This is a genomic window from Limosilactobacillus pulli, from assembly GCF_947381555.1.
Classification (GTDB): domain Bacteria; phylum Bacillota; class Bacilli; order Lactobacillales; family Lactobacillaceae; genus Limosilactobacillus; species Limosilactobacillus pulli.
The window spans coordinates 1-18,720 of the sequence record NZ_CANCWQ010000032.1 but is presented as its reverse complement, the minus strand read 5'-3'; the positions used below and the strand labels follow the sequence as shown (position 1 = coordinate 18,720).

Sequence of the window (18,720 nt, the reverse complement as noted above, 5' to 3'; positions counted from 1 at the left end):
GATTCCATGTTTATTTAAGTAAGCATTTCATACAGAGAAGGATTTTCAAAAGTACACAAAATTATTGACACTCTCAATCCTTGAGATGGTCAAAAAAAACAGCGATGTCAAAACGACATCGCTGTTTTAAATACTCCGGCAGTCAGACTCGAACTGACGACAACCTGATTAACAGTCAGGTGCTCTACCAACTGAGCTATGCCGGAATGACTTAACAAATAAGTACTTAATTATACTAACACATAATTTAGAAAATGCCAGTAAAAAACAGAAAAAAGTCAAAAAATTTTTAAAAGACTAATTAACCGCGTTGCAATGGCATCCAGGACGTGCCTACTAATTGGTTGGTATGGAAGTGATTGGGATCATGTTAAAATAAACTGATTATAATAAGGGAAGTGATTCAATGGCGATTTCTGCAGTTGAAAAAAGGGTTTGGGAGGCCCTGGCCAAAATTATTGACCCCGAACTCGATGTAGGGATCGTTGATTTGGGGTTGATCTATGAAGTTGAGGTAGATGCAGCCGGTGAATGTTTGATCAAAGTGAGTCCGACGACGCCAAGATGTCCATTAAGTAGCTTTTTGCAAAATAACATTGAAAAAACCGCCAGCCAGGTCGAAGGCGTGAGTCATGCGCGCGTTCAATTGGTTTGGTATCCAGTCTGGACGATCGCCAGAATGTCAGATTAGGCAAGAGCAAAGCTGGGAATTGGAGGATCGTTTCATGAACGAAAAGACGGTTGATTTTAACGTACCAGTACAGCAGCTGGCCAAACAAGACAAGGAATTTGTGAGCATCATGGTCGAGGCCGGCTTTGATAAGATTAAAATTCCCGGGATGCTGGAGACGGTTAGCCGTTTCGTTACGATCAATCGGGGATGTTTGGCAATGAACATTGAAAAACAGCACGTAATCAATGTTTTCAAGGCCTATGGATATGAGGTGATCAATAATGACTGAAAATAAGCTAGCCATTCAGCGTCAAAAGCAATTAGTCGAGATTTTGAACCTTTTAAGCGACGGCGGTGATTTTGATCAGGCCAAGCAGATGTTTGATAAAGCCTTTGATAACGTTGATGTGGAAGAGATTACGTCAGCGGAACGACAGCTGATTGCAAATGGTCTACCACCACAAGAAATTTAGCGGCTATGCGACGTTCACGTGGCATTGTTTCAAGATGCCATTGCACCAACCAAAACTACGCCGGCCTTTGAAAAACCGGGCCATCCTGTTCATACGTTAAAACTGGAAAACAAGATCATTCAGTCACTGATTAACGATGAACTGCTGCCGTGCCTGAAAAAATGGCAACAAGACGGTAAGAACAATGAGTACCTTCAGCGCATGACGACCGCGTTACGTGATTTGAGAACCATTGATTGTCATTATGCACGCAAAGAAAATACAATCTTTCCATTGATGGACAAGTATGGGATTACTGCTCCGCCTAAAGTTATGTGGGGTTTTGACAATGAGATTTGCCAAGCTATCAATCATGCCTATCAGTTGGTTTTAAAGCGGCCATTGCCTGACAAATATGAGATAGAAGCAGCAGTTGAAAAGGCAGCCCAGGGCGTTTTAGCGATGATTGTCAAAGAAGAAGACATCATGATTCCAATGCTGGCTGAAGTGGCTACACCAAAGGACTGGCAAGCCGTTAGGGTCGATGAGGATGCAATTGGCTATACATTAATCTCAAATCCAATTAATTGACAACCGACTGCTGAAGAATAGGCGAAATGCGCTGAACAACCGCAAAACTCAGCCTTGGCTCAGCAACTTAATCAAATGGCACAGAGTTTGGCGGCCGTTGATTCCCAGGTCAATCATACAAATAATACCAATTATGAAGATGATACTGATCCAAATAACCAAGCCGCTGCTGATGATCAAATCGTTCAGTCGGTTAATGAGAATGCCAGAATTGACCTAAAAACTGGTCGCCTGAGTCCTGAAGAGTTATTTGAGATTTTTAGACTGCTGCCGGTTGATCTGACGTTTGTCGACAGAGAAGATAAGGTGCGCTGGTATTCAGACATTCCGGACCGCCTCTTTCTCCGGGCCAAAAGCGTGATCGGCCGTTCAGTGTACAACTGCCATCCCCCCAAGGCATTGACTAAGGTCAAGCGGATTTTGACCAGTTTTCATGAAGGAACCAGCGATCGTGAAGAATACTGGTTTAATCTGCATGGCGAAAAATTCATTCATATTGAATATATCGCTGTCTGACGGGATGATGGAACCTATTTAGGATATCTGGAAGTAGGACAGGATGCCACGTATCTACGGGGACTGACTTGTGAAAAACGACGCTAAGGATAGCGACGGCAAATTTCAGATGTTGGCAATGAGTATCAGACATTTATTAATCGTTTCACAAAGTTGCGTTTGTGAATATGAATAAACAAAACATTAAATTGATAATCGGTTAGCAAGTGAAAATGAATCAGAATACTTTTTTAATTTCACAAACTGAGCTATAATAAAGACAATCCTAAAATTTATGTTTAGCAGTTGTTGTCTAATAGAAGGTGAGGTTATTAGCATGACGATTCAAAAAGTAACGATTGCCGGTGCCGGAACGCTGGGCAGCCAAATTGCCTACCAAAGTGCGCTGTGCGGCTATCAGGTTAAGATCTGGAATCCACATCCAGAACGGGCTGAAAAACGAATCGCGGCTTTACGCCCATTGTACAAGCATGATTTGAAGCTGACTGATGAACAGTTTGATGCTGGACTGAAAAATATCGAGTCAATTACCAACGATTGGCAGACTGCCTTTAACGATGCCGATCTGGTAATCGAAGCCGTACCAGAAAATCTGGATATGAAAAAGGACTTTTATGCCCAGCTATGCCAGGTCCTGCCTAAGGATGCCATTATTGCCAGCAACTCATCGACCTACGTGCCAAGTCAGCTGGTTAAATTGGTTGATCGTCCCGAAAAATTCCTGCACCTGCATTTTGCCAACCATATCTGGGTCTTTAACACTGCCGAGATTGTGGGCAATGAAAAGACCGATCCAGCCATTATTGATGAGGTTGTGGCCTTTGCCAAGGGAATCAAGATGCTGCCAATTGTCTTGAAAAAAGAGCAGCATGGCTACATCATGAATGCATTGTCGGTACCGTTCTTAAATGCAGCTCTGGGACTCTGGGGCAAGGGCGTGGCTGACCCAATTACAATTGACAAGGACTGGATGAATTCAACCGGTTCGCCAATGGGACCATTCATGTCAATGGACGTGATCGGTCTGCGGACGGTTTGGGCCATCTTCAGTTCGCATGCCGACACGCCAGCGCAAAAAGCAATTGCCGATAAGCTCAAAGCGATGATCGATGCTGGTCATTATGGCGTTGAGGCCGGTGAAGGGTTCTATACGTATCCGCACCCTGCCTATGAAGATCCCAACTTCTTAAAAGAATAGCAATTTAAAAGGCAGATCACTGAAATGGTGATCTGTTTTTGATTTGATTTAGTGGCACAAATTGATATTTAAATGGCATGATTGGATATTTATCTTTAGGGAATGATCGCTTATGATGGATCTACAATCAAACATAAAGGTGGCAAGACAACGAACCATTTTATAATCGATGGCCGCTATGAAGATCTGTCGCGCTACTATGGCTTGGATCCACATGCTGTTTTGCGGTGGGCCGAACTGCCAGCAGCTATTTGTCAGCTTTAATGCAGGCATGTGGAACTATTTTGAACCAGAATTAACCAAGCGTCTGGCTGATCTTGAAATTGACGATTCAATCTCAGCGCGCGTCCGCAGTGCACTGGCAGAGCTTTTGCCAAGCGGTGAGACCACGATTGATGATGTTGCTCATGAGTTGGGGATTTCCAAGCGGATACTGCAGCGCAAGCTCAAGGAAGAAAAAACGACCTTTCAAAAGTAGCTCAACAGTACCCGGGAAAGTCTAGCCGTTCATTATTTGAAGAATACTGATATGACCGCTGGTGAAATTGCGTTTTTGTTAGGCTATCAAGAGCTGAACTCATTTTTAAGAGCTTTTTCGCTATGGACAGGTCGGGCCAGACCAGATCGTTTCTGAGTATCGAAGTCAAAAATAAAATAACCTTAAATAAAGAAAATGAGGCTGGGAATAAACTCAATCTCTTAACTACCTTACAGATAATTATACTTCAGCGCAGTAGCTGGCTGGCAATTCAAACGCTGATAAATCAACGTTTGACCAACCTAGCCATCCTTGCGGAGGTTCGAAGAAAAACGCCGAAATCGTCTTGTACCGATTTCGGCGTTTTTTCTCACTCTCATTTTTCGATTTTAGAATTCTATACCGGTTTTCGTCACTTGGTGTTTAATACTAATCGGATCGTGTAGTCTAGCAGTCGTGCGTTTTGCTGGCTGCTGATGTCGTACTGAAGCCTTCTTGCAGATCCAGAAGTTCTAGGTTGTCCGTCATTATACGTTGTTCACTAACCATCGGCATCGTAAAGTACGTTTGATTGAAGCGGACCTCCATGTTGGCATCCAATTGTGGTTCAGTGTAGTCTTTGTACCAAACCGTCCCCAGATTGGAGGTCAGAGAGGCATTAAAATCAGGCAGGTCAACGTCTTGATTAACTAAAATCAATTTGAAGTTGGCATCCAAAGAGCAGTTGCCCAGTTTTGAAAATGGACCAACGCCATCATCGAAGTCCAGAATCAATTTTGAGGTTGGTTTGATGTATTTTTGCAGCCGTTGCTGAGCTTGGGGGGAAAATGTAAGTTGCATGATGAATACCTCTCATTCAATTTTTTACTAGCTTATACTTATTTTTAGTAAGTGTAAATTAAAATGCTCAATAAAAATTCCCCGTTTCAAGATTAGAGACGGGAATTGGCTTAAAAAGAACTGCGAATCGTAATCATAATTGTCATCATTAATGCCAAAATCATAAAGCCTTCTGAAAAGACATTGGCCAACAAGGCACAGGTACAGTTGATAAAAAACAGCCCCAAGCTGGCGGCAAAAGCCACAAAGCCCATAGTAAACAGGGCTCGTTCATGGTTGACGAGCTTCTGACAGCGCTGCAGGCTGCGGGCAGGCAGCTGCCGGCGCACAAAAAAGATAATGCCGCTGGCTAAAAGCAGAGTCGCGATGCAGAGTCCATAAGACAAAATAATCGTAGATGCTGACTTCATTTAAAGATTGGATGTAAGCCACGCTGGAGCATGGTGCCTTTCATTTAAAATTTGTTGATTATCTTAGCAGAAAGCCGGTCAAATCACAAATATGAAGGAAATGTGAAGCCAGATTCCAACAGGTGCCAATTGTTTTAAATTGTTAATTAAAACAAAATTAATAATGGAGATTGTCCAAATCAACAATCATCGCTGATTATCCTGCTAGGTAAATAGACAGCTGCCGCTGGGAAAAATATTCACGTCTGAAGAAAAAATCATAGGTTGACTAATTAGCGAGATAATAGGATATTGTTATGATTGATAATAAAATGAAGAGTCTTTAACTAAATAATTAGAATCGATCATTATGCCCAAACTTGAAGGCGGATCCAAATCGGCGGAGGGAGCTATGAATTGTGAGTAGGGTTTGCGTTGCGCGTTTGATTATGATATTTTCTGGAAAACTTGTCATTATGCTGGGCAATGAGTGGGAGTGGAGATTGTTCAGCAAGTGGCTGTAAAGAGGGATATTGTGAATGAACGTCTAGTTAGACTAATAAATCCGGCTACACATCGTTATCTGACCATTGACGACCGGATTTTGCGGACAGTCGATCAAAAACAAGCGTTGGTGGTCAGTAAAGAAGTTGGACAACATCTGCTCAAAAAGGTCAATCGAATTGCCGAGGCGATGGCGCAGGCTAATGGTACAAATTTAAACCAATACCAGCTGGAAAGAGTACCGCTTGCCTATATTGAGCTGGGCAGTGATGATTTGGATGCCTTGATTGAAACGGCACAACTCTTAGGATGTTCGTATCAGCACGCTGCAAATCTAATTAAACGTCAAAAAATCAAGTACGCCGATCATTTGGTGCTTCAACAATATTACGGCTTATCGATACCGCATAAGATCAAATAAAAGGCAATCTTGAAAGCGGTTATACAAAAGTCTATACTTGGCTTATCGAACGCATTGCATTTTGAAAGAAGGAATGATCATGCTATTTGATAAGGCAATTGTTAGAACGCCTGGCAAGTCGGTCGTTGACGGGATCGATGACTATGCTGACGCTGGTAAGCCAAGCTATGAAAAAGCCCTGGCTGAGCACCATGCCTATGTTGAGCTGCTCAAAAAACTCGGTATTGCGGTTACGGTTTTAGAGCCGTTAGAACAGTTCCCTGACTCTTGTTTTGTTGAGGATCCAGCCGTTGTCTTTGATGATTTTGCGGTCGTTACCAATCCAGCGCGCAGTACGCGACAAGCCGAGCGAGAATTTATTCGACCAGCACTTGACCAATTCTTTGAACCAGACCAGATTTTTGAAATTAAGGCACCGGGAACCCTGGAAGGTGGGGATGTGATGCCGGTTGATGATAATCTGATTTATGTAGGGCTTTCGGCACGGACCAATCAAGCTGGAATTGATCAGTTTGCCAAGATTGCTGAAATGTTTGGTAAGACCGTCAAGGCAGTCCCTGTTGAAAAAGTACTGCATTTAAAGACGGGTACGACTTACATGGGTAACAATAAGCTCTTGGTTTCTGGTGAATACATCGACAGTCCATACTTCAAGGACTTTGATCAGCTCAAGGTACCAGCCGGTGAGGATTATGCCGTTAACTGCATCAATACCGGCAATGGCGTGATTATGCCCGCTGGATTCCCCGGCGTTCATCAGCTGCTGGCTGAAAATGGCTTTAACGTATATGAAACCGATATGTCAGAGTTTGCCAAGATTGATGGTGGTCTGACCTGTCTATCGCTGCGCTTCCGTTAATCATAAACTAAAAGGCACGCCATCAAGCTAAGACTTGACGGCGTGCTTTCTCTTTTATATTAAAAAGGTATCCCACCTTCGTTTTGGAATGTCACGATTGCGCCGTGGCAGGATCCTTTTAAAGTTGAAATACCAAATAAATTTAACACTGATTATTTTACGACTGTTAATGAATACGATCAATCTTTTATTGAAAAGACTTCGATCTTAGTTTGGCTTAATTGACTATTGGGGTAAAATTTCTGCCAATCGCTTGATACCCGTGGGGATGTCGCTTTCTTTAACCGGGGCCAATGACAGACGAAGATGATCGTGTGGAGCTGCATGAATATAATAACGATCGCCGTTTTCTACCAAGACGCCAACTCGGCGGGCGGCCGTACAAAATTCAGCGGCTGACATGGGCAGATTGAGTTTGAGCCAAAACCACACGGCCCCTTCGCTTTTCTGCCAGGACAGCTGATCACCAAACGATTTGCTCAGTAAGCGGTCAGCCAGTTGATATTGATGATGATAGGCCAGTTTTAGGCTTTCAAGATGCTTGCGCCATAGTCGATTTCTTAAATAATAGTCAAAGATGCGCTGCGAAAGACCTGACGTTGAGATATCGGCAATTCGCTTGACACCGGCAAAGTTTTCGATCAGGCGCGTTGGTGATACCAGATAGCCCAGTCGCATTCCCGAAGCAAAGATCTGTGAAAGACTGCGTACGTAAATGATGCGGTCATCGGGGTCATTTTCTTTCATGGCATGCAGCATATTGCTGTCGTATGCCAAACCAGAGCCATAGTCATCTTCAATGATCCAAAAGTCATAGTAATGTGCCAACCCTAAAATGCGGGTTTTTTCGCGTCTGCTTAGCGAATAGGTGGTTGGATTTTGCAGATTGGGCATTAAATAAAGAATCTTGGGCTGAATGATGCGGAGCGTTTTTTCCAGTTCATCAATCATTGTGCCATGATCAAAGTTGAGTCCAATCACCTTGGCACCGCACGCTTTAAACGCGTCAACGGCCCCGGGGTAGGTTGGATTTTGGACCATTACGCAGTCGCCTTGCCTGATCAGTGCCCGTGCACAAATATCGATGGCCTGCTGCGAACCAGAAGTGATTTGAATGTTTTGTGGTGCGGTCTGAATCCAGCGCTGAGCCAATTCGGCAGCGATTGACTCGCGCAAGGGATAGTAGCCCATTTCATCTTCAATCAAAAAGGCATGCCCACCGTCACGATCCAAAATATGGTTGACTGCCTGCTTAAAAGCCGTCGTGGAAAAACGATCGGGATTTAGCGAATAGCTGGCAAAATCAATGACCGACTGATCCAAACCTTGTGCATTTTCAGCATCCAGATGCGGCAAACGCGGGATGGCAGATTGATCCGGCAGTGAATTGGCCATGCCTTCTTGCACAAAGCTACCTGATCCGCGGCGGCTGATGATATAGCCATTTTTTTCCAGTTCACGATAGGCGCTGACGACCGTTCCTGGATTGATGCTCAGTGTCTTGGCCAAAACGCGGACGGCTGGGAGCCGGCGATTGGGAGCCAATTGACCATTAATGATCTGACTGCGCAAGGTCGCGTAAAGCTGGGCATAAAGCGGCTCTTTGGCATGACGATTCAGTTTAATACTGTCGATGGCAGTGGTGGGCAATGTGAATTCCCCCTTGCTTTAATTCTTATTGAAGGTATTTTACTGGGTAAATGCAGATATGATTCGCAGATGATTGTTATGCCAGGTGAGGGCGTGGTTTTGGCGGTCTTGATCTCGTTGATTTTTACGCATGATCTAAAAGGCGTGCGAGAAGGAACGATTCTGTCCGTGCTGTTTACCGGTCGCTGGGTTGACTGGTTTCAACAACATGATTTTTCTTGGGACGGTTCTTGACCAGTGAAAGCTAACTGTTAAAAGAGAGTAAGAAAAAACGGCGAAAATTAGCTGGCTACCGATTTTTACCGTTTGAACTACCACCTAGCTGCTGCACAGGGGTATTGTGATCTAAAAGTAGTTAAAAGGTTGAGTTGATTTCTAGCCACTTAAAAAATTAGGCAATCTTGTTCTCATTTTTGATGGCAAACTTACGAAAATATGGCAAGGCAAAAGCAACCTTACCAGGTTTAGGATAATTAACGATCTGGCTTTCGATCAAATGCTGCAGACAGATCGGAGCTGCCGTGCTGGTATCGTTGATTTGTTCTTTTAAGAAGCGTTCATCGATGGTCTCATCCATCTCGTGGGCCATGATCTCGATGACTTCGCGATCACCCATCGTCAGTTCATTAACGATCGGTAGGTAGGCATCGTTAAACAACTGATTTTGTTAGGCTGGCAGCAATTGACTTAAAGAGGTCTGATCGATTTTTTGGGTATTGCTTTCCCATACCAGTGAGTCCAGGATCTGAAAGGCATAAGCATAGCCACCGGTTGCCTGGGCCATTATTTTTAAGACTTGCGATTCAATGATGCGGTGTCCTTTGGTAAAAATTTGCTGATAGCTTTTAGCGACCGTATCAAGATCAAGCAAGGGCAAGGTTAGACGCTGACTGTTTTGAACCAGTGATGAAAAGTTTTCATCGCCCAAAAACTGTGGCATACGGCTGGCACAGCTGCAGAAGCTTTAGCAAAGCATCAGTAGGATGATTGGCCTCGTCAACCGTGATGAAAAGTTGCTGCTGATGCTTGGCGTCTCAACGTATTTGGCAAACATCTCACTGGGCGTGTCGTAGCTGAGACTGTCTAATTTCTCGCTAACTGTGGCACTGGCTTGATAATAGATTGCACCCACCAGTGTACTGAAGAAATCATCACCTAATTCCAGATCAATTGTGATCCAATCGTTACGATCCAACATGGCATCCCCCAGATCGTTTAAAAAGACGGTTTTGCCGCATCCCCGTGGCCCGTCAACAAAAACTGGCAAAAAGGCCCCATGCAGCTGATCGGCCTGATCAAGCAATTTTTGCTGCAGTACGGGACGTTTGATGCAACTGGGTGAGATATTGCCAAATCCCGGATTAAATGGATTAATCATTTTTACCCCTCATTCTGACTGAATTTGCTTTTATTGTAGCTTGACGATTCGACCAAGACAAGTTAATGGGACAGATATCAATAAGTGATTATCAAAAATACAGAAACCGCTTACAATAAACATATGTGATTATAAACGGAAAGGTATCAAGCTATGAAGGTTGAAATCATACCAGTTACCGCATCAAAACAACAAGACATTGTTACGCTGCAAGAGATTGCTACCAAATCATTTACCGCAATGTTTGGTCCGTACCATGAACCGCAAGCCGTCAAGACATATACGGATGAAACATACGCGCTGCCAGTACTGATTAGAGAGCTCAATGATCCGGATAGCCGCACTTATTTTTTAAAACTTAACGACACGCCGGTTGGCTACTTAAAACTAAATTGGCGGATGGCACAGACGGATCAGGTTTTTGAAAATGCTATGCAGCTGCAGCGCATCTATCTGCTGCCTGAATACTGGAATCAGCATCTAGGCAGCTATTTGATGGACAAGGCATTAGATGAGGCCAAAAAATCGAGGGTTAAGACAGTTTGGTTGGGTGTCTGGGAGCATAACGATCGGGCAAGGCATTTTTATGAGCGTTATGGCTTTAAAAAGGCTGGTTCACATACGTTTGTAATAGGTCAGGATCGCCAGACCGATTACTGGTATGCGCTGCAACTGGATGAATAAACAAGAGGCTGGAAATAAAGTCTCAAAATAGAAAAATGGCTGAAGATTACGTTACTTAAGACGTTGATCCTCGGCCATTCCTATTATTAAAGTTGTTTTATTTTTTCAGAAAAATTAGTTTTTCCCAACCTCTTTTATTATTTTCTATTCGATGCGGGTCAGATACTGGCTGGGCAGTTCATCGCAAAGCCAAACCTGATCATTGCCAATGTAAAAGTTGATCCCGTCTTGGTTGGCACGGGCGGCATCGACTTTTAAGATGGCCGGAAACTGATCGTGGCGCTGACCAACCTGTCTCGCCATGGGGATAGTGGCTGAAAGATGCACGTATTGGTGGCCCATTGGCAGTAGTCCGGTTTGATTGATACTGTCCAAAAAACGTCTGGCCGTACCATGGTATAAAATATCAGGCGGTGTCGCTGCCGGATGCTGAATGATGCCAGGCAGTGAGTGACCATACAGCGCACAGATCAGATCGCCTTTAATTTTAAAACGCTCCTTGTCGCTATTTTGAATAATGTTTTCAAGATCGGCGATGGTAGCCGGCGGATTGAGATGATGAATATGATTCAACGCCTGCAAAAGATCGCTGATTTTGGTATAGCCATATTCATCAAGGTGCAGGCCGTATTTTTGAGGATTGTGTCTGAGCGCATAAGAAATCTTTTTGGAAAGATAGATAGATCGCTGCATGAAAAGACCTTCTTTACTGGAATTCTAATAATAAGCATAGGGCATTGATTATAGTCAGATAAGCTGATAGTTTCCATTAATCAATTCACACACTATGATAAAATGATTAGAAAAAATATCAGAATGAAACATTACAAGCAAGAATCGATGTTTTTGCTAATGCAAATATTACTGGCTGACTAGGCGTTGGCCATTTTTTATTATCAAAATTATGAGTTTTTATGAAGTTGAATGAATCAATAAAATACTTGTCGCAACGGAATTATCGGATTTAAATCGTTTGAAAAAGCAGATCGATTTATTTACTGAATTTATTCGATGAAGTTTGAAGCTTTGCGAAAGGCAATGGTATGCTCAAGATGTTTATTGAAATCGTTTACAAAGGAGCGTGATGGGGTTTTTAAGAGGCGACAGTGATCAATTAAGCCAGAAAAACTGTCAAATCGAGCTGCTTGATAAAATTTATGTAGAAGATGCCGGGAGCATTTACGATTCTGTTTTTCTTAACAGTAATCTCAGTAATGCTCACATGGTGCGTTCCAGCCGGCAGCTATTCTAAACTGCAGTATACTGGAGGACATCTTCAAGAAACCACTTCACTAGGACAAAAAAAGAACCTGCCAGCCACGCAGGCTACACTGGATAAGCTGCATGTCAAGATCGACATTAAGCAGTTTACGTCCGGCGCTATCAGCAAGCCGGTCTCGATTCCAAATGCCTACAAACGACTTAAACAGCACCCAGCTAAGCTTTACACGCATGGTTGAAGGTACGATGCAGGCAACTGATATTATGATTTTTATTTTCGTTCTGGGTGGTCTGATTGGGGTTGTTAAGGAAAGCGGGGCCTTTGAATCGGGGCTGATGGCCTTAACCAAGAAAACCAAGGGCCATGAATTCGTCTTGGTATTTCTGGTTTCCGTTCTGCTGGTATTAGGTGGTACGCTGTGCGGAATTGAAGAAGAAGCCGTGGCGTTCTATCCAATCCTGGTACCGATCTTCATTGCTATGGGGTATGACTCGATTGTCTGTGTCGGTGCCATCTTCTTGGCCAGTTCGGTTGGTACGACGTTCTCGACGATTAATCCATTCTCAGTCGTAATTGCATCCAACGCTGCCGGAACGACATTTACGCAAGGTCTGACCGGACGGGTGATTGGCCTGGCTGTTGCCACCATCTGCTTGGTTGGCTATCTTTACTGGTACTCCAGCAAGGTCAAGGCTAATCCGGAATTTTCCTATTCTTATGAAGACAAGGAAAAGTTTGACAACATGTGGTCAGTGGTTTCTGATGAAGAAAAGGACCTGACCTTTACCTTTAAGAAAAAGCTTTCACTGACGCTGTTTGCCTGCGCCTTTCCAATTATGATCTGGGGCGTTATGGCTAAGGGCTGGGGCTTCCCCCAGATGGCTTCATCATTCCTTGCCATTGCGATCACTTTGATGTTTATCAACTGCTTTGGTAAGGATGGTCTGGGCGAAACCGGAGTTGTCGATGCTTTTGTCAAAGGTTCGTCTGGTTTGGTCGGTGTATCTTTGATCATCGGTCTGGCCCGTGGGATTAACCTGGTCTTAAACAACGGCTATATCTCAGATACGATTCTGTATGTTTCCTCAGAACTGGTATCACACATGAATGGGGTCTTCTTCATTCTCATGATGATGCTGATCTTCTTTGTCCTTGGTTTTATCGTGCCATCGTCATCTGGTCTGGCTGTATTGGCAATGCCAATCATGGCACCATTGGCCGACACGGTGCACATTCCACGCTACATTGTCGTAACGGCCTACCAGTTTGGTCAATACGCAATGCTGTTCCTGGCACCAACCGGTTTGGTTATGGCAACGCTGCATATGCTGGACATGAAGTATTCACACTGGCTGCGGTTCGTCTGGCCAGTCGTGGCCTTCGTGTTGGTCTTTGGTGGTGCACTGCTGGTAACCGAAGTGCTGATTGCCGGTTAGCAGCTAATAGTAAAAAAGCCTGACAATTTCGTCGGGCTTTTTTTGTGTGGATATATAAAATTGGTCTAAAAAAAGTTAAAATAACGATATTGACATAAATCAAAACTAGGGGAGGATTTTATGAGCAGCAACGCTAAAAAACGTGATCAGAAAGTCTTGATCAAAATTGGCGTGGCCCTTTGCTATGGAGTGCTTTCAGCAATGGCCATCAACATGTTCTTGTCACATGCCAACTCATATTCCGCGGGTCTGTTAGGGGTCTCGCAGCTGCTGCAGGCTTTGTTTTTGCAAGGCGGCGTACATGTCAGCATGAGCCTTTTGGTTGCGGTCTTAAACGTGCCGCTGTTTGTCTTTGCATGGTATGAGTTTGGCTTCAGCTATATTCTGTTTTCCATGCTGGCAGTTGGTTTCAATGTTATATTCCTAAAGTTTATTCCATCAATCACCTTGGTAAACGATCCGCTGACCAACACGATTATTGGTGCCGCAATTTTGGGAATCGGGATTGGACTGTGTTTTAATCAAGGCTTTACAACGGGTGGTTCGGACATCGTTGTAACCTATTGTCAAAAGAAGCTGCATAAAAAGGTTGGGATGCTCAACAACCTGATCAATGGTGCAATCCTGGTGGTTACCGTATTATGCTTTGGGCCCAGCCGGATTGTCTATAGTCTGATTGGGATGCTGGTGACCAGTTTGATGATGGATCATACTTTTGTGCTGCAAGAGGACGTTTCGGTAACGATCTACACCAAAAAACCAGCTGCCGTTTCCAACCAGCTGCGTAATTTCGTGCATGGGGCTACGCTGTTACATGGGACGGGGGTCTATACCAATGAACCAACCGATATTATCTTGGTATGTACGCCTAAGGCACAACTCAACGAACTGCGTAAAATGGTGCATAGCGTTGACCCAGACAGCTTTATCAGCATCTCGCGGGCCGATGTTGAATTCGGCAACTACCAGCATTATTCATTTTAAGCAACTCATTAAGTAACTCAAAAACGCCAAGTCGATTGCGACTTGACGTTTTTTTGACTTTAATTTTAGTGTGGCTTGATACTGAGACGTGCTACGCTATAGGCATCAACGCCACGCATAGCATTGACGACATCTTGCGGTACAACTTCAAACGGCATGCGGTTCATGGTATCGTTTGGCGCACAGGCAGCCTGGCCGACTTTTAATAGATTTTCATCACTAGGATCCTCAATGCCTAATTCGACAAAATTGGTTGGCAGATGCATTTTCTTTAAGAACGCAAAGTGTTTTTCAAAGCGCTCGGTATCAGCCCCTTCCAGCATCAGTTGCGCCAAAATACCAAATGCAACCTTTTCGCCATGCAGCTTGTCATGGACTGGGCCATCAAGCACGCTCAAGGCATCGTTGATAGCGTGGGCTGCTGCCAAGCCGCCAGATTCAAAACCAACGCCGCTCATCAGTGTATTGGCTTCAATAATCCGATCAAAAGCCTTGGTGTCGGTATGGGTAATGGCTGCTGCGTAGGCTTCGTCGCCAAACTTAAACAGTGTATTTTCACATTCCTGGGCAATTGCCAGGCCAACCAGTGTTTGGTGTTCACCCAACATGTTGAGACCATGCGACTTTTTAACGGCCTGGGCTTCGACGTTGGTGGCCAGCGCATCTGCCATGCCGCATGCTAGTAATTTGGCAGGGGCGGTAGCAATGACCTTAGTGTCCACCATTACCAGATCGGGGTTTTGATTGTAAAAACGATAATGATCAAATTCACCGCTGTCTTGATAGATAATAGATAACGGACAGCCGTGAGCATGGGGCATCCGTTGAGGCAACCGTCGGCATGATGACGGTCTTGGCACTTAAATTGTCGGCAATAGCCTTGGCAGCATCAATCGTCTTGCCGCCTCCCAGGCCGATCACCATCTCAACGTGATTATCCAGACCAATTTTGGTAACGCGCTTGATTTCCGTATCGGATGACTCGCCGTTGAACTCAACTTTGGTCACGGTGAAATCGTTGTTGATCAAATAGTCACCCAATTCATTACCTACGATTTTAAGTGAGGTCGGCCCCGCTAGCAGCAGGACCCGATTACCCAGTCGTGCCAGATATTCGGCACTCTTGAACAAAACGTCGCTTCCCTGCAGGTAGGAGGCGGGACTGCCAAACATATTGATACTCATAATCATCGACTCCCTTCCGATGCAAACGATCATTACAAATAAATTATACCGTGAAAGCGCTACAAAAATTCACGTTTTTAAAAAATTTGCCTATAAAATCTGTTTGAATGGTTTAACCAGGCCGCTAGGTAGATTATTAAATTGAAAGATGGCTGAATGCTAATGATAGCGCTGTTCCAAAATCATTGAGCAAAATAGGATAACGACGAGTCATGCTTCGTTACGATATTGGTATAGACAAAGTTCGTTTTACAAGTTGTCAAAAAGTGATAGACTCTGCTAAGTAAGCGCTTTATCAAATGCCTAAAATAGTGATAATCCGTCAGTTTGCGGGAATGGATTTCGTTTGCGGGCAACGTTTAAAAGGTGAGGGGAAAACAATGGATCAAGATGCCAAACTGCTGTTTTTAAAGCCTTATTTTTAAAATAAAATCTGGGGTGGTACGCGACTCAAAACTGTTTATATAGATTGATGCTTTTAGGTTTTGTGATAGCGCTTGAGTCCCCAAACGTTGAGGGCGGTAAATAATACAATAAATATGATCAGCCCTAAAAGATCTGGCAAGATGTCAATCAAGTCTGCGCCCTTTAAGACAACATCACTTAAGGCATCGCTGGCATAGGTCAATGGCAGAATTTTTGAAAAATGGACGATCCAGTGCGGCAGACTGTTTAATGATACCAGTCCACAAAAGAAAATCTGCAGCACTACCACGATTGGGATAAACTGCATCATCTGAAATTCAGAATTGGCAAATGTTGAGATAAAGATCCCGATTGCCAGGGCAGCAAAAGATTGATTAAAAAACCAGTGCCAGGCTACCAACAACTTGAGTCTTTAAAAGTCAAAGTGTAGTGGCAACGATAACGATGGTTTGAACGATTGTCATGGCTCCATATCCCAGCATATAGCCGCCAACAATCTCGCTACGGCGGACTGGTGTTGCCAATAGTCGTTCAAGCGTGCCACTGCTGCGTTCGCGCAAGAGTCCGATTCCCGAGACCAAAAAGATAAAGAAAAAGATGAAAAATCCCATCAATAATGGCGTGATCTTATTGAAAAAGTTGGTATCAGCATTGCCATATTGATAAGTGGTATGGATCTTAGGCGTACTAATAGCAGATGATGAATTTATACCCGACATGGGCAGATTGGCAGTCAATTTTTGGATCGTTTTTTGAACGTTCTTTGACTGTTGAAGCTGCAGTGCAGTTTAGCCAACGTAGTCTTTGATGAGTCAATATTGGCATGGGCAACGTCATATTGACGATCTTGTTTGACAATGATTGAATCAACTTGATAATTGTGCAGCGCTTGATCAGCTTGAGCTTGGCTAGAATACTGTTTAACCGTTACGTGCTTGATATCTCTTAGATTTTTAACAATAGCAGGGTCAACATGATAGGTACCGATTTTAACATTTGTAGATAGATTAGTCGAAAACATGATGCTTAAAAGCCACATGATAAAAATAGGACCAAAACTCAATAGTGCCAATGTGCGGCGATCACGCAGCAATTCCTTAAAGATCCGATTGGTAATGGCGATTGTTCTCACTTTGCCTTAACCTCGCTTTCTGCTTTGATAAAGACCTCTTCAATGCTTTTGGCATGGTATCGTTTTTTGAGTTCGGCTGGCGAGTCGTTGGCAATGATGGTTCCATTCATCAATAGTGCCACTTCATCAGTCAGCTCAGCCTCATTCATGACGTAGGTGGTAACTAGAATGCCACAGCCCAGATTACGGCGCTGCCTGAGTTCTTGCCAGATCTGTCGACTGAGTTTGGAATCAATGCCGACGGTGGGTTCGTCTAAAATCAGCAGTTTGGGGTTGCCAATTAATGCGATCGTTAGCGTTAGGCGTCGTTTCATGCCGCCGGAGAAGTTCTTAACCTGCTTGTCAAGATCAGCAGTTAGATCGACGATTTGAGCGACTTTTTGAATGATCGCTGGCAGTTTTTTTGCTGATGCCTTTTATCTGACCAAAAAAGGTTAGATTCTCACGAGCGGTTAAATCTTGATAAAGGGCATCGCTTTGGGCCATATAACCGATTTGCCCCAGAATTTTTCGATTGGGTATTTTGGTATCTAAAACCATGGCTGTACCGCGGTCGGCTTTTTTCATGCCAAGTGCCGTCTTGACTAAAGTAGTCTTGCCAGCCCCGGATGGACCAATCAGCCCTGTGACCTTTCCACTTACAACTGATAGGCTTCGTTTAAGTCCAGCTGCTGGGAGAAACTATGCCTAAGATGTCTGATGGTTAATAGTTCGTTCACGTTGTTGCCTCCTGCTTAAGTTCTTTTGATAATTATTGATTGGATCAGAAATGAAAACAATGCACAATAATTTACATGATGACAACGTTAACGACAGCTGTTGTAAATGTGTCGCCGTCTATTACCTGGGTGAAACTATGAAAAATCTACAAAGTCAACGCACCGACAAAATGATTCGGGATGCATTTATTGCACTGCTCAAGCAAAAAGATTTCAAGAATATTACCGTTACGCAGATTGCTCAAAAGGCTATGATTAATCGCCAGCCTTTTTATTGCTACTATTCTGACAAATATGATTTGGCTGACCAGCTGACTGAAAAGGCACTAGGGATGTTTGAAGAATTAATTGAGCAACGCTGGCAAAGTATCCACGATCGGATTTCATTGGTTGATTTTTTAAAGATCAGTCAAAAAGATCAACAGCCTTTGTTTGGTCAAATTATATCTGAAGAGCGCGACCTGTTTTTGACAATGCTTAATCTGCAGGTCAATAATCAGAGTCTGTGCAAAAAATGCAGCAAAGTCTAAAAAAACTACAGACTAGCTTGGTTCCGACTCCGCAGCCGTTCGTATTAGATCTTTTGAGTGGGATGTTTATTGTTATTATGGAGTTGCGGGGACGGGTTTCCAGTCGAAATGAGATTGAGCAGTTTAGGGAACTATTTTTGAAGATCACGGGCTAATGACAGTTTGGTTGCAAGGGAAGGCATCGTGTTTAAAGCCAAGTGTTTTTGAAATAATTTTAAAAAAGTATTGACGAAAATAGAAACGACCTGTATAGTTATATATCGTTGTCGCGGCGATGAGTTGTTGATTGCTTGAGATTCATCACTTTTCGCCGACTTGCTAAGAAATGTTAATAAAAAGTTCTTGACAGGTAGTTGACAACTTGTTAAACTAGTAAAGTTGCTTGTTTGAAACGGCAACTTGGTAGACCTTTGAAAACTGAATACAGTTTCGACGAACACAAATGTGCAGGGT

23 protein-coding genes, 1 tRNA gene and 3 pseudogenes are annotated in these 18,720 nt (G+C 43.6%); 14 read left to right on the top strand and 13 right to left on the bottom strand.

The window, feature by feature from the left end; translation table 11 throughout:
- Positions 1-133: 133 nt before the first annotated feature.
- Positions 134-206, bottom strand: a tRNA-Asn gene (locus tag QOS03_RS08015).
- A gap of 200 nt (positions 207-406) precedes the next feature.
- Between QOS03_RS08015 and QOS03_RS08010 the strand changes: the two genes are divergently transcribed.
- The 7 genes from QOS03_RS08010 (at position 407) to QOS03_RS07990 (ending at position 3,908) form a co-directional block, all read left to right on the top strand.
- Positions 407-691: a metal-sulfur cluster assembly factor gene (locus QOS03_RS08010; RefSeq protein ID WP_283576028.1), complete on the top strand. Its 285-nt coding sequence runs from the start codon at positions 407-409 to the stop codon at positions 689-691.
- A gap of 34 nt (positions 692-725) precedes the next feature.
- Positions 726-962 (top strand): DUF1858 domain-containing protein, encoded by a 237-nt coding sequence (locus tag QOS03_RS08005; RefSeq protein WP_283576027.1) that lies wholly within the window; start codon positions 726-728, stop codon positions 960-962.
- Positions 955-1,146, top strand: a complete 192-nt coding sequence (locus QOS03_RS09715; protein WP_408612089.1) for a DUF438 domain-containing protein — start codon at positions 955-957, stop codon at positions 1,144-1,146. The genes QOS03_RS08005 and QOS03_RS09715 overlap by 8 nt, the downstream gene beginning before the upstream one ends.
- A gap of 18 nt (positions 1,147-1,164) precedes the next feature.
- Positions 1,165-1,716, top strand: a complete 552-nt coding sequence (locus QOS03_RS09710; protein ID WP_408612088.1) for a hemerythrin domain-containing protein — start codon at positions 1,165-1,167, stop codon at positions 1,714-1,716.
- A gap of 75 nt (positions 1,717-1,791) precedes the next feature.
- Positions 1,792-2,232 (top strand): PAS domain-containing protein, encoded by a 441-nt coding sequence (locus QOS03_RS09705; RefSeq protein ID WP_366769672.1) that lies wholly within the window; start codon positions 1,792-1,794, stop codon positions 2,230-2,232.
- Positions 2,233-2,548: 316 nt separating this feature from the next.
- Entirely contained in the window at positions 2,549-3,430 is an 882-nt protein-coding gene (locus QOS03_RS07995; RefSeq protein WP_272209241.1) for a 3-hydroxyacyl-CoA dehydrogenase, read from the top strand.
- A 178-nt stretch (positions 3,431-3,608) separates the two neighbouring features.
- Complete coding sequence (locus QOS03_RS07990; protein ID WP_283576026.1) at positions 3,609-3,908, top strand: helix-turn-helix domain-containing protein; 300 nt, start codon at positions 3,609-3,611, stop codon at positions 3,906-3,908.
- Positions 3,909-4,355: 447 nt separating this feature from the next.
- Here the strand turns inward: QOS03_RS07990 and QOS03_RS07985 are convergent, their stop codons facing one another.
- Together QOS03_RS07985 and QOS03_RS07980 are read right to left on the bottom strand one after the other, a co-directional pair.
- A complete protein-coding gene (locus QOS03_RS07985) occupies positions 4,356-4,748 on the bottom strand; it encodes an iron-sulfur cluster biosynthesis family protein (RefSeq protein ID WP_283576025.1) in 393 nt (130 codons plus the stop codon).
- A 110-nt stretch (positions 4,749-4,858) separates the two neighbouring features.
- A complete protein-coding gene (locus QOS03_RS07980) occupies positions 4,859-5,158 on the bottom strand; it encodes a hypothetical protein (protein ID WP_283576024.1) in 300 nt (99 codons plus the stop codon).
- A gap of 469 nt (positions 5,159-5,627) precedes the next feature.
- On the opposite strand from QOS03_RS07980, the gene QOS03_RS07975 reads away from it, so the two are divergent.
- Together QOS03_RS07975 and QOS03_RS07970 are read left to right on the top strand one after the other, a co-directional pair.
- Complete coding sequence (locus tag QOS03_RS07975) at positions 5,628-6,062, top strand: hypothetical protein (protein ID WP_283576023.1); 435 nt, start codon at positions 5,628-5,630, stop codon at positions 6,060-6,062.
- A 79-nt stretch (positions 6,063-6,141) separates the two neighbouring features.
- Complete coding sequence (locus QOS03_RS07970; RefSeq protein WP_283576022.1) at positions 6,142-6,921, top strand: dimethylarginine dimethylaminohydrolase family protein; 780 nt, start codon at positions 6,142-6,144, stop codon at positions 6,919-6,921.
- Between the two features lie 225 nt (positions 6,922-7,146).
- Here the strand turns inward: QOS03_RS07970 and pdxR are convergent, their stop codons facing one another.
- Complete coding sequence (pdxR, locus tag QOS03_RS07965) at positions 7,147-8,571, bottom strand: MocR-like pyridoxine biosynthesis transcription factor PdxR (protein WP_283576021.1); 1,425 nt, start codon at positions 8,569-8,571, stop codon at positions 7,147-7,149.
- A 69-nt stretch (positions 8,572-8,640) separates the two neighbouring features.
- Between pdxR and QOS03_RS07960 the strand changes: the two genes are divergently transcribed.
- Entirely contained in the window at positions 8,641-8,805 is a 165-nt protein-coding gene (locus tag QOS03_RS07960; RefSeq protein ID WP_283576020.1) for a hypothetical protein, read from the top strand.
- A 157-nt stretch (positions 8,806-8,962) separates the two neighbouring features.
- Here QOS03_RS07960 and QOS03_RS07955 read toward each other — a convergent pair whose 3' ends face one another.
- The 3 genes from QOS03_RS07955 to QOS03_RS07945 are packed head-to-tail and all read right to left on the bottom strand — an operon-like array spanning position 8,963 to position 9,949.
- The gene (locus QOS03_RS07955; protein ID WP_283576019.1) at positions 8,963-9,229 is read right to left on the bottom strand and encodes a hypothetical protein; all 267 of its coding nucleotides are present in this window, start codon (positions 9,227-9,229) and stop codon (positions 8,963-8,965) included.
- 9 nt (positions 9,230-9,238) lie between these two features.
- Positions 9,239-9,511 carry a hypothetical protein gene (locus QOS03_RS07950; protein ID WP_283576018.1) on the bottom strand — a complete coding sequence of 91 codons (273 nt, stop codon included), beginning with the start codon at positions 9,509-9,511 and terminating at the stop codon, positions 9,239-9,241.
- Positions 9,512-9,535: 24 nt separating this feature from the next.
- Positions 9,536-9,949: a hypothetical protein gene (locus tag QOS03_RS07945; RefSeq protein WP_283576017.1), complete on the bottom strand. Its 414-nt coding sequence runs from the start codon at positions 9,947-9,949 to the stop codon at positions 9,536-9,538.
- Positions 9,950-10,102: 153 nt separating this feature from the next.
- On the opposite strand from QOS03_RS07945, the gene QOS03_RS07940 reads away from it, so the two are divergent.
- Positions 10,103-10,633 (top strand): GNAT family N-acetyltransferase, encoded by a 531-nt coding sequence (locus QOS03_RS07940; RefSeq protein ID WP_283576016.1) that lies wholly within the window; start codon positions 10,103-10,105, stop codon positions 10,631-10,633.
- 144 nt (positions 10,634-10,777) lie between these two features.
- On the opposite strand, the gene QOS03_RS07935 is transcribed toward QOS03_RS07940, so the two are convergent.
- Positions 10,778-11,326 (bottom strand): RNA 2'-phosphotransferase, encoded by a 549-nt coding sequence (locus QOS03_RS07935; protein WP_283576015.1) that lies wholly within the window; start codon positions 11,324-11,326, stop codon positions 10,778-10,780.
- A 473-nt stretch (positions 11,327-11,799) separates the two neighbouring features.
- Between QOS03_RS07935 and QOS03_RS07930 the strand changes: the two are divergent.
- Positions 11,800-13,291: pseudogene (locus QOS03_RS07930) on the top strand (YfcC family protein).
- A gap of 120 nt (positions 13,292-13,411) precedes the next feature.
- Positions 13,412-14,275 carry a YitT family protein gene (locus tag QOS03_RS07925; protein WP_283576014.1) on the top strand — a complete coding sequence of 288 codons (864 nt, stop codon included), beginning with the start codon at positions 13,412-13,414 and terminating at the stop codon, positions 14,273-14,275.
- A gap of 65 nt (positions 14,276-14,340) precedes the next feature.
- Here QOS03_RS07925 and QOS03_RS07920 read toward each other — a convergent pair.
- The 5 genes and pseudogenes from QOS03_RS07920 to QOS03_RS07900 form a co-directional block, all read right to left on the bottom strand.
- Positions 14,341-15,460 (bottom strand): annotated as a pseudogene (locus QOS03_RS07920) (glycerol dehydrogenase).
- Positions 15,461-15,938: 478 nt separating this feature from the next.
- Positions 15,939-16,289 (bottom strand): ABC transporter permease, encoded by a 351-nt coding sequence (locus QOS03_RS07915; RefSeq protein ID WP_283576013.1) that lies wholly within the window; start codon positions 16,287-16,289, stop codon positions 15,939-15,941.
- 16 nt (positions 16,290-16,305) lie between these two features.
- Positions 16,306-16,623, bottom strand: a complete 318-nt coding sequence (locus tag QOS03_RS07910) for an ABC transporter permease (RefSeq protein WP_283576012.1) — start codon at positions 16,621-16,623, stop codon at positions 16,306-16,308.
- Positions 16,620-17,018: a hypothetical protein gene (locus QOS03_RS07905; protein WP_283576011.1), complete on the bottom strand. Its 399-nt coding sequence runs from the start codon at positions 17,016-17,018 to the stop codon at positions 16,620-16,622. The genes QOS03_RS07910 and QOS03_RS07905 overlap by 4 nt, the downstream gene beginning before the upstream one ends.
- Positions 17,015-17,737: pseudogene (locus QOS03_RS07900) on the bottom strand (ABC transporter ATP-binding protein). The gene QOS03_RS07905 and the pseudogene QOS03_RS07900 overlap by 4 nt, the downstream one beginning before the upstream one ends.
- Positions 17,738-17,796: 59 nt before the next feature.
- Here QOS03_RS07900 and QOS03_RS07895 point away from each other — a divergent pair.
- Positions 17,797-18,267, top strand: coding sequence for a TetR/AcrR family transcriptional regulator (locus QOS03_RS07895; RefSeq protein ID WP_283576010.1), 471 nt, complete (start codon positions 17,797-17,799; stop codon positions 18,265-18,267).
- Positions 18,268-18,720 lie beyond the last annotated feature (453 nt).

Excerpts from the sequence above, each read along its gene's own strand:
- QOS03_RS08010 (WP_283576028.1), top strand. The coding sequence starts at position 407 with ATGGCGATTTCTGCAGTTGAAAAAAGGGTTTGGGAGGCCCTGGCCAAA.
- QOS03_RS08005 (WP_283576027.1), top strand. The coding sequence starts at position 726 with ATGAACGAAAAGACGGTTGATTTTAACGTACCAGTACAGCAGCTGGCC.
- QOS03_RS09715 (WP_408612089.1), top strand. The coding sequence starts at position 955 with ATGACTGAAAATAAGCTAGCCATTCAGCGTCAAAAGCAATTAGTCGAG.
- QOS03_RS09705 (WP_366769672.1), top strand. The coding sequence starts at position 1,792 with ATGGCACAGAGTTTGGCGGCCGTTGATTCCCAGGTCAATCATACAAAT.
- QOS03_RS07995 (WP_272209241.1), top strand. The coding sequence starts at position 2,549 with ATGACGATTCAAAAAGTAACGATTGCCGGTGCCGGAACGCTGGGCAGC.
- QOS03_RS07990 (WP_283576026.1), top strand. The coding sequence starts at position 3,609 with ATGAAGATCTGTCGCGCTACTATGGCTTGGATCCACATGCTGTTTTGC.
- QOS03_RS07985 (WP_283576025.1), bottom strand. The coding sequence starts at position 4,748 with ATGCAACTTACATTTTCCCCCCAAGCTCAGCAACGGCTGCAAAAATAC.
- QOS03_RS07980 (WP_283576024.1), bottom strand. The coding sequence starts at position 5,158 with ATGAAGTCAGCATCTACGATTATTTTGTCTTATGGACTCTGCATCGCG.
- QOS03_RS07970 (WP_283576022.1), top strand. The coding sequence starts at position 6,142 with ATGCTATTTGATAAGGCAATTGTTAGAACGCCTGGCAAGTCGGTCGTT.
- QOS03_RS07960 (WP_283576020.1), top strand. The coding sequence starts at position 8,641 with ATGATTGTTATGCCAGGTGAGGGCGTGGTTTTGGCGGTCTTGATCTCG.
- QOS03_RS07950 (WP_283576018.1), bottom strand. The coding sequence starts at position 9,511 with ATGCCACAGTTTTTGGGCGATGAAAACTTTTCATCACTGGTTCAAAAC.
- QOS03_RS07945 (WP_283576017.1), bottom strand. The coding sequence starts at position 9,949 with ATGATTAATCCATTTAATCCGGGATTTGGCAATATCTCACCCAGTTGC.
- QOS03_RS07940 (WP_283576016.1), top strand. The coding sequence starts at position 10,103 with ATGAAGGTTGAAATCATACCAGTTACCGCATCAAAACAACAAGACATT.
- QOS03_RS07935 (WP_283576015.1), bottom strand. The coding sequence starts at position 11,326 with ATGCAGCGATCTATCTATCTTTCCAAAAAGATTTCTTATGCGCTCAGA.
- QOS03_RS07925 (WP_283576014.1), top strand. The coding sequence starts at position 13,412 with ATGAGCAGCAACGCTAAAAAACGTGATCAGAAAGTCTTGATCAAAATT.
- QOS03_RS07895 (WP_283576010.1), top strand. The coding sequence starts at position 17,797 with ATGCACAATAATTTACATGATGACAACGTTAACGACAGCTGTTGTAAA.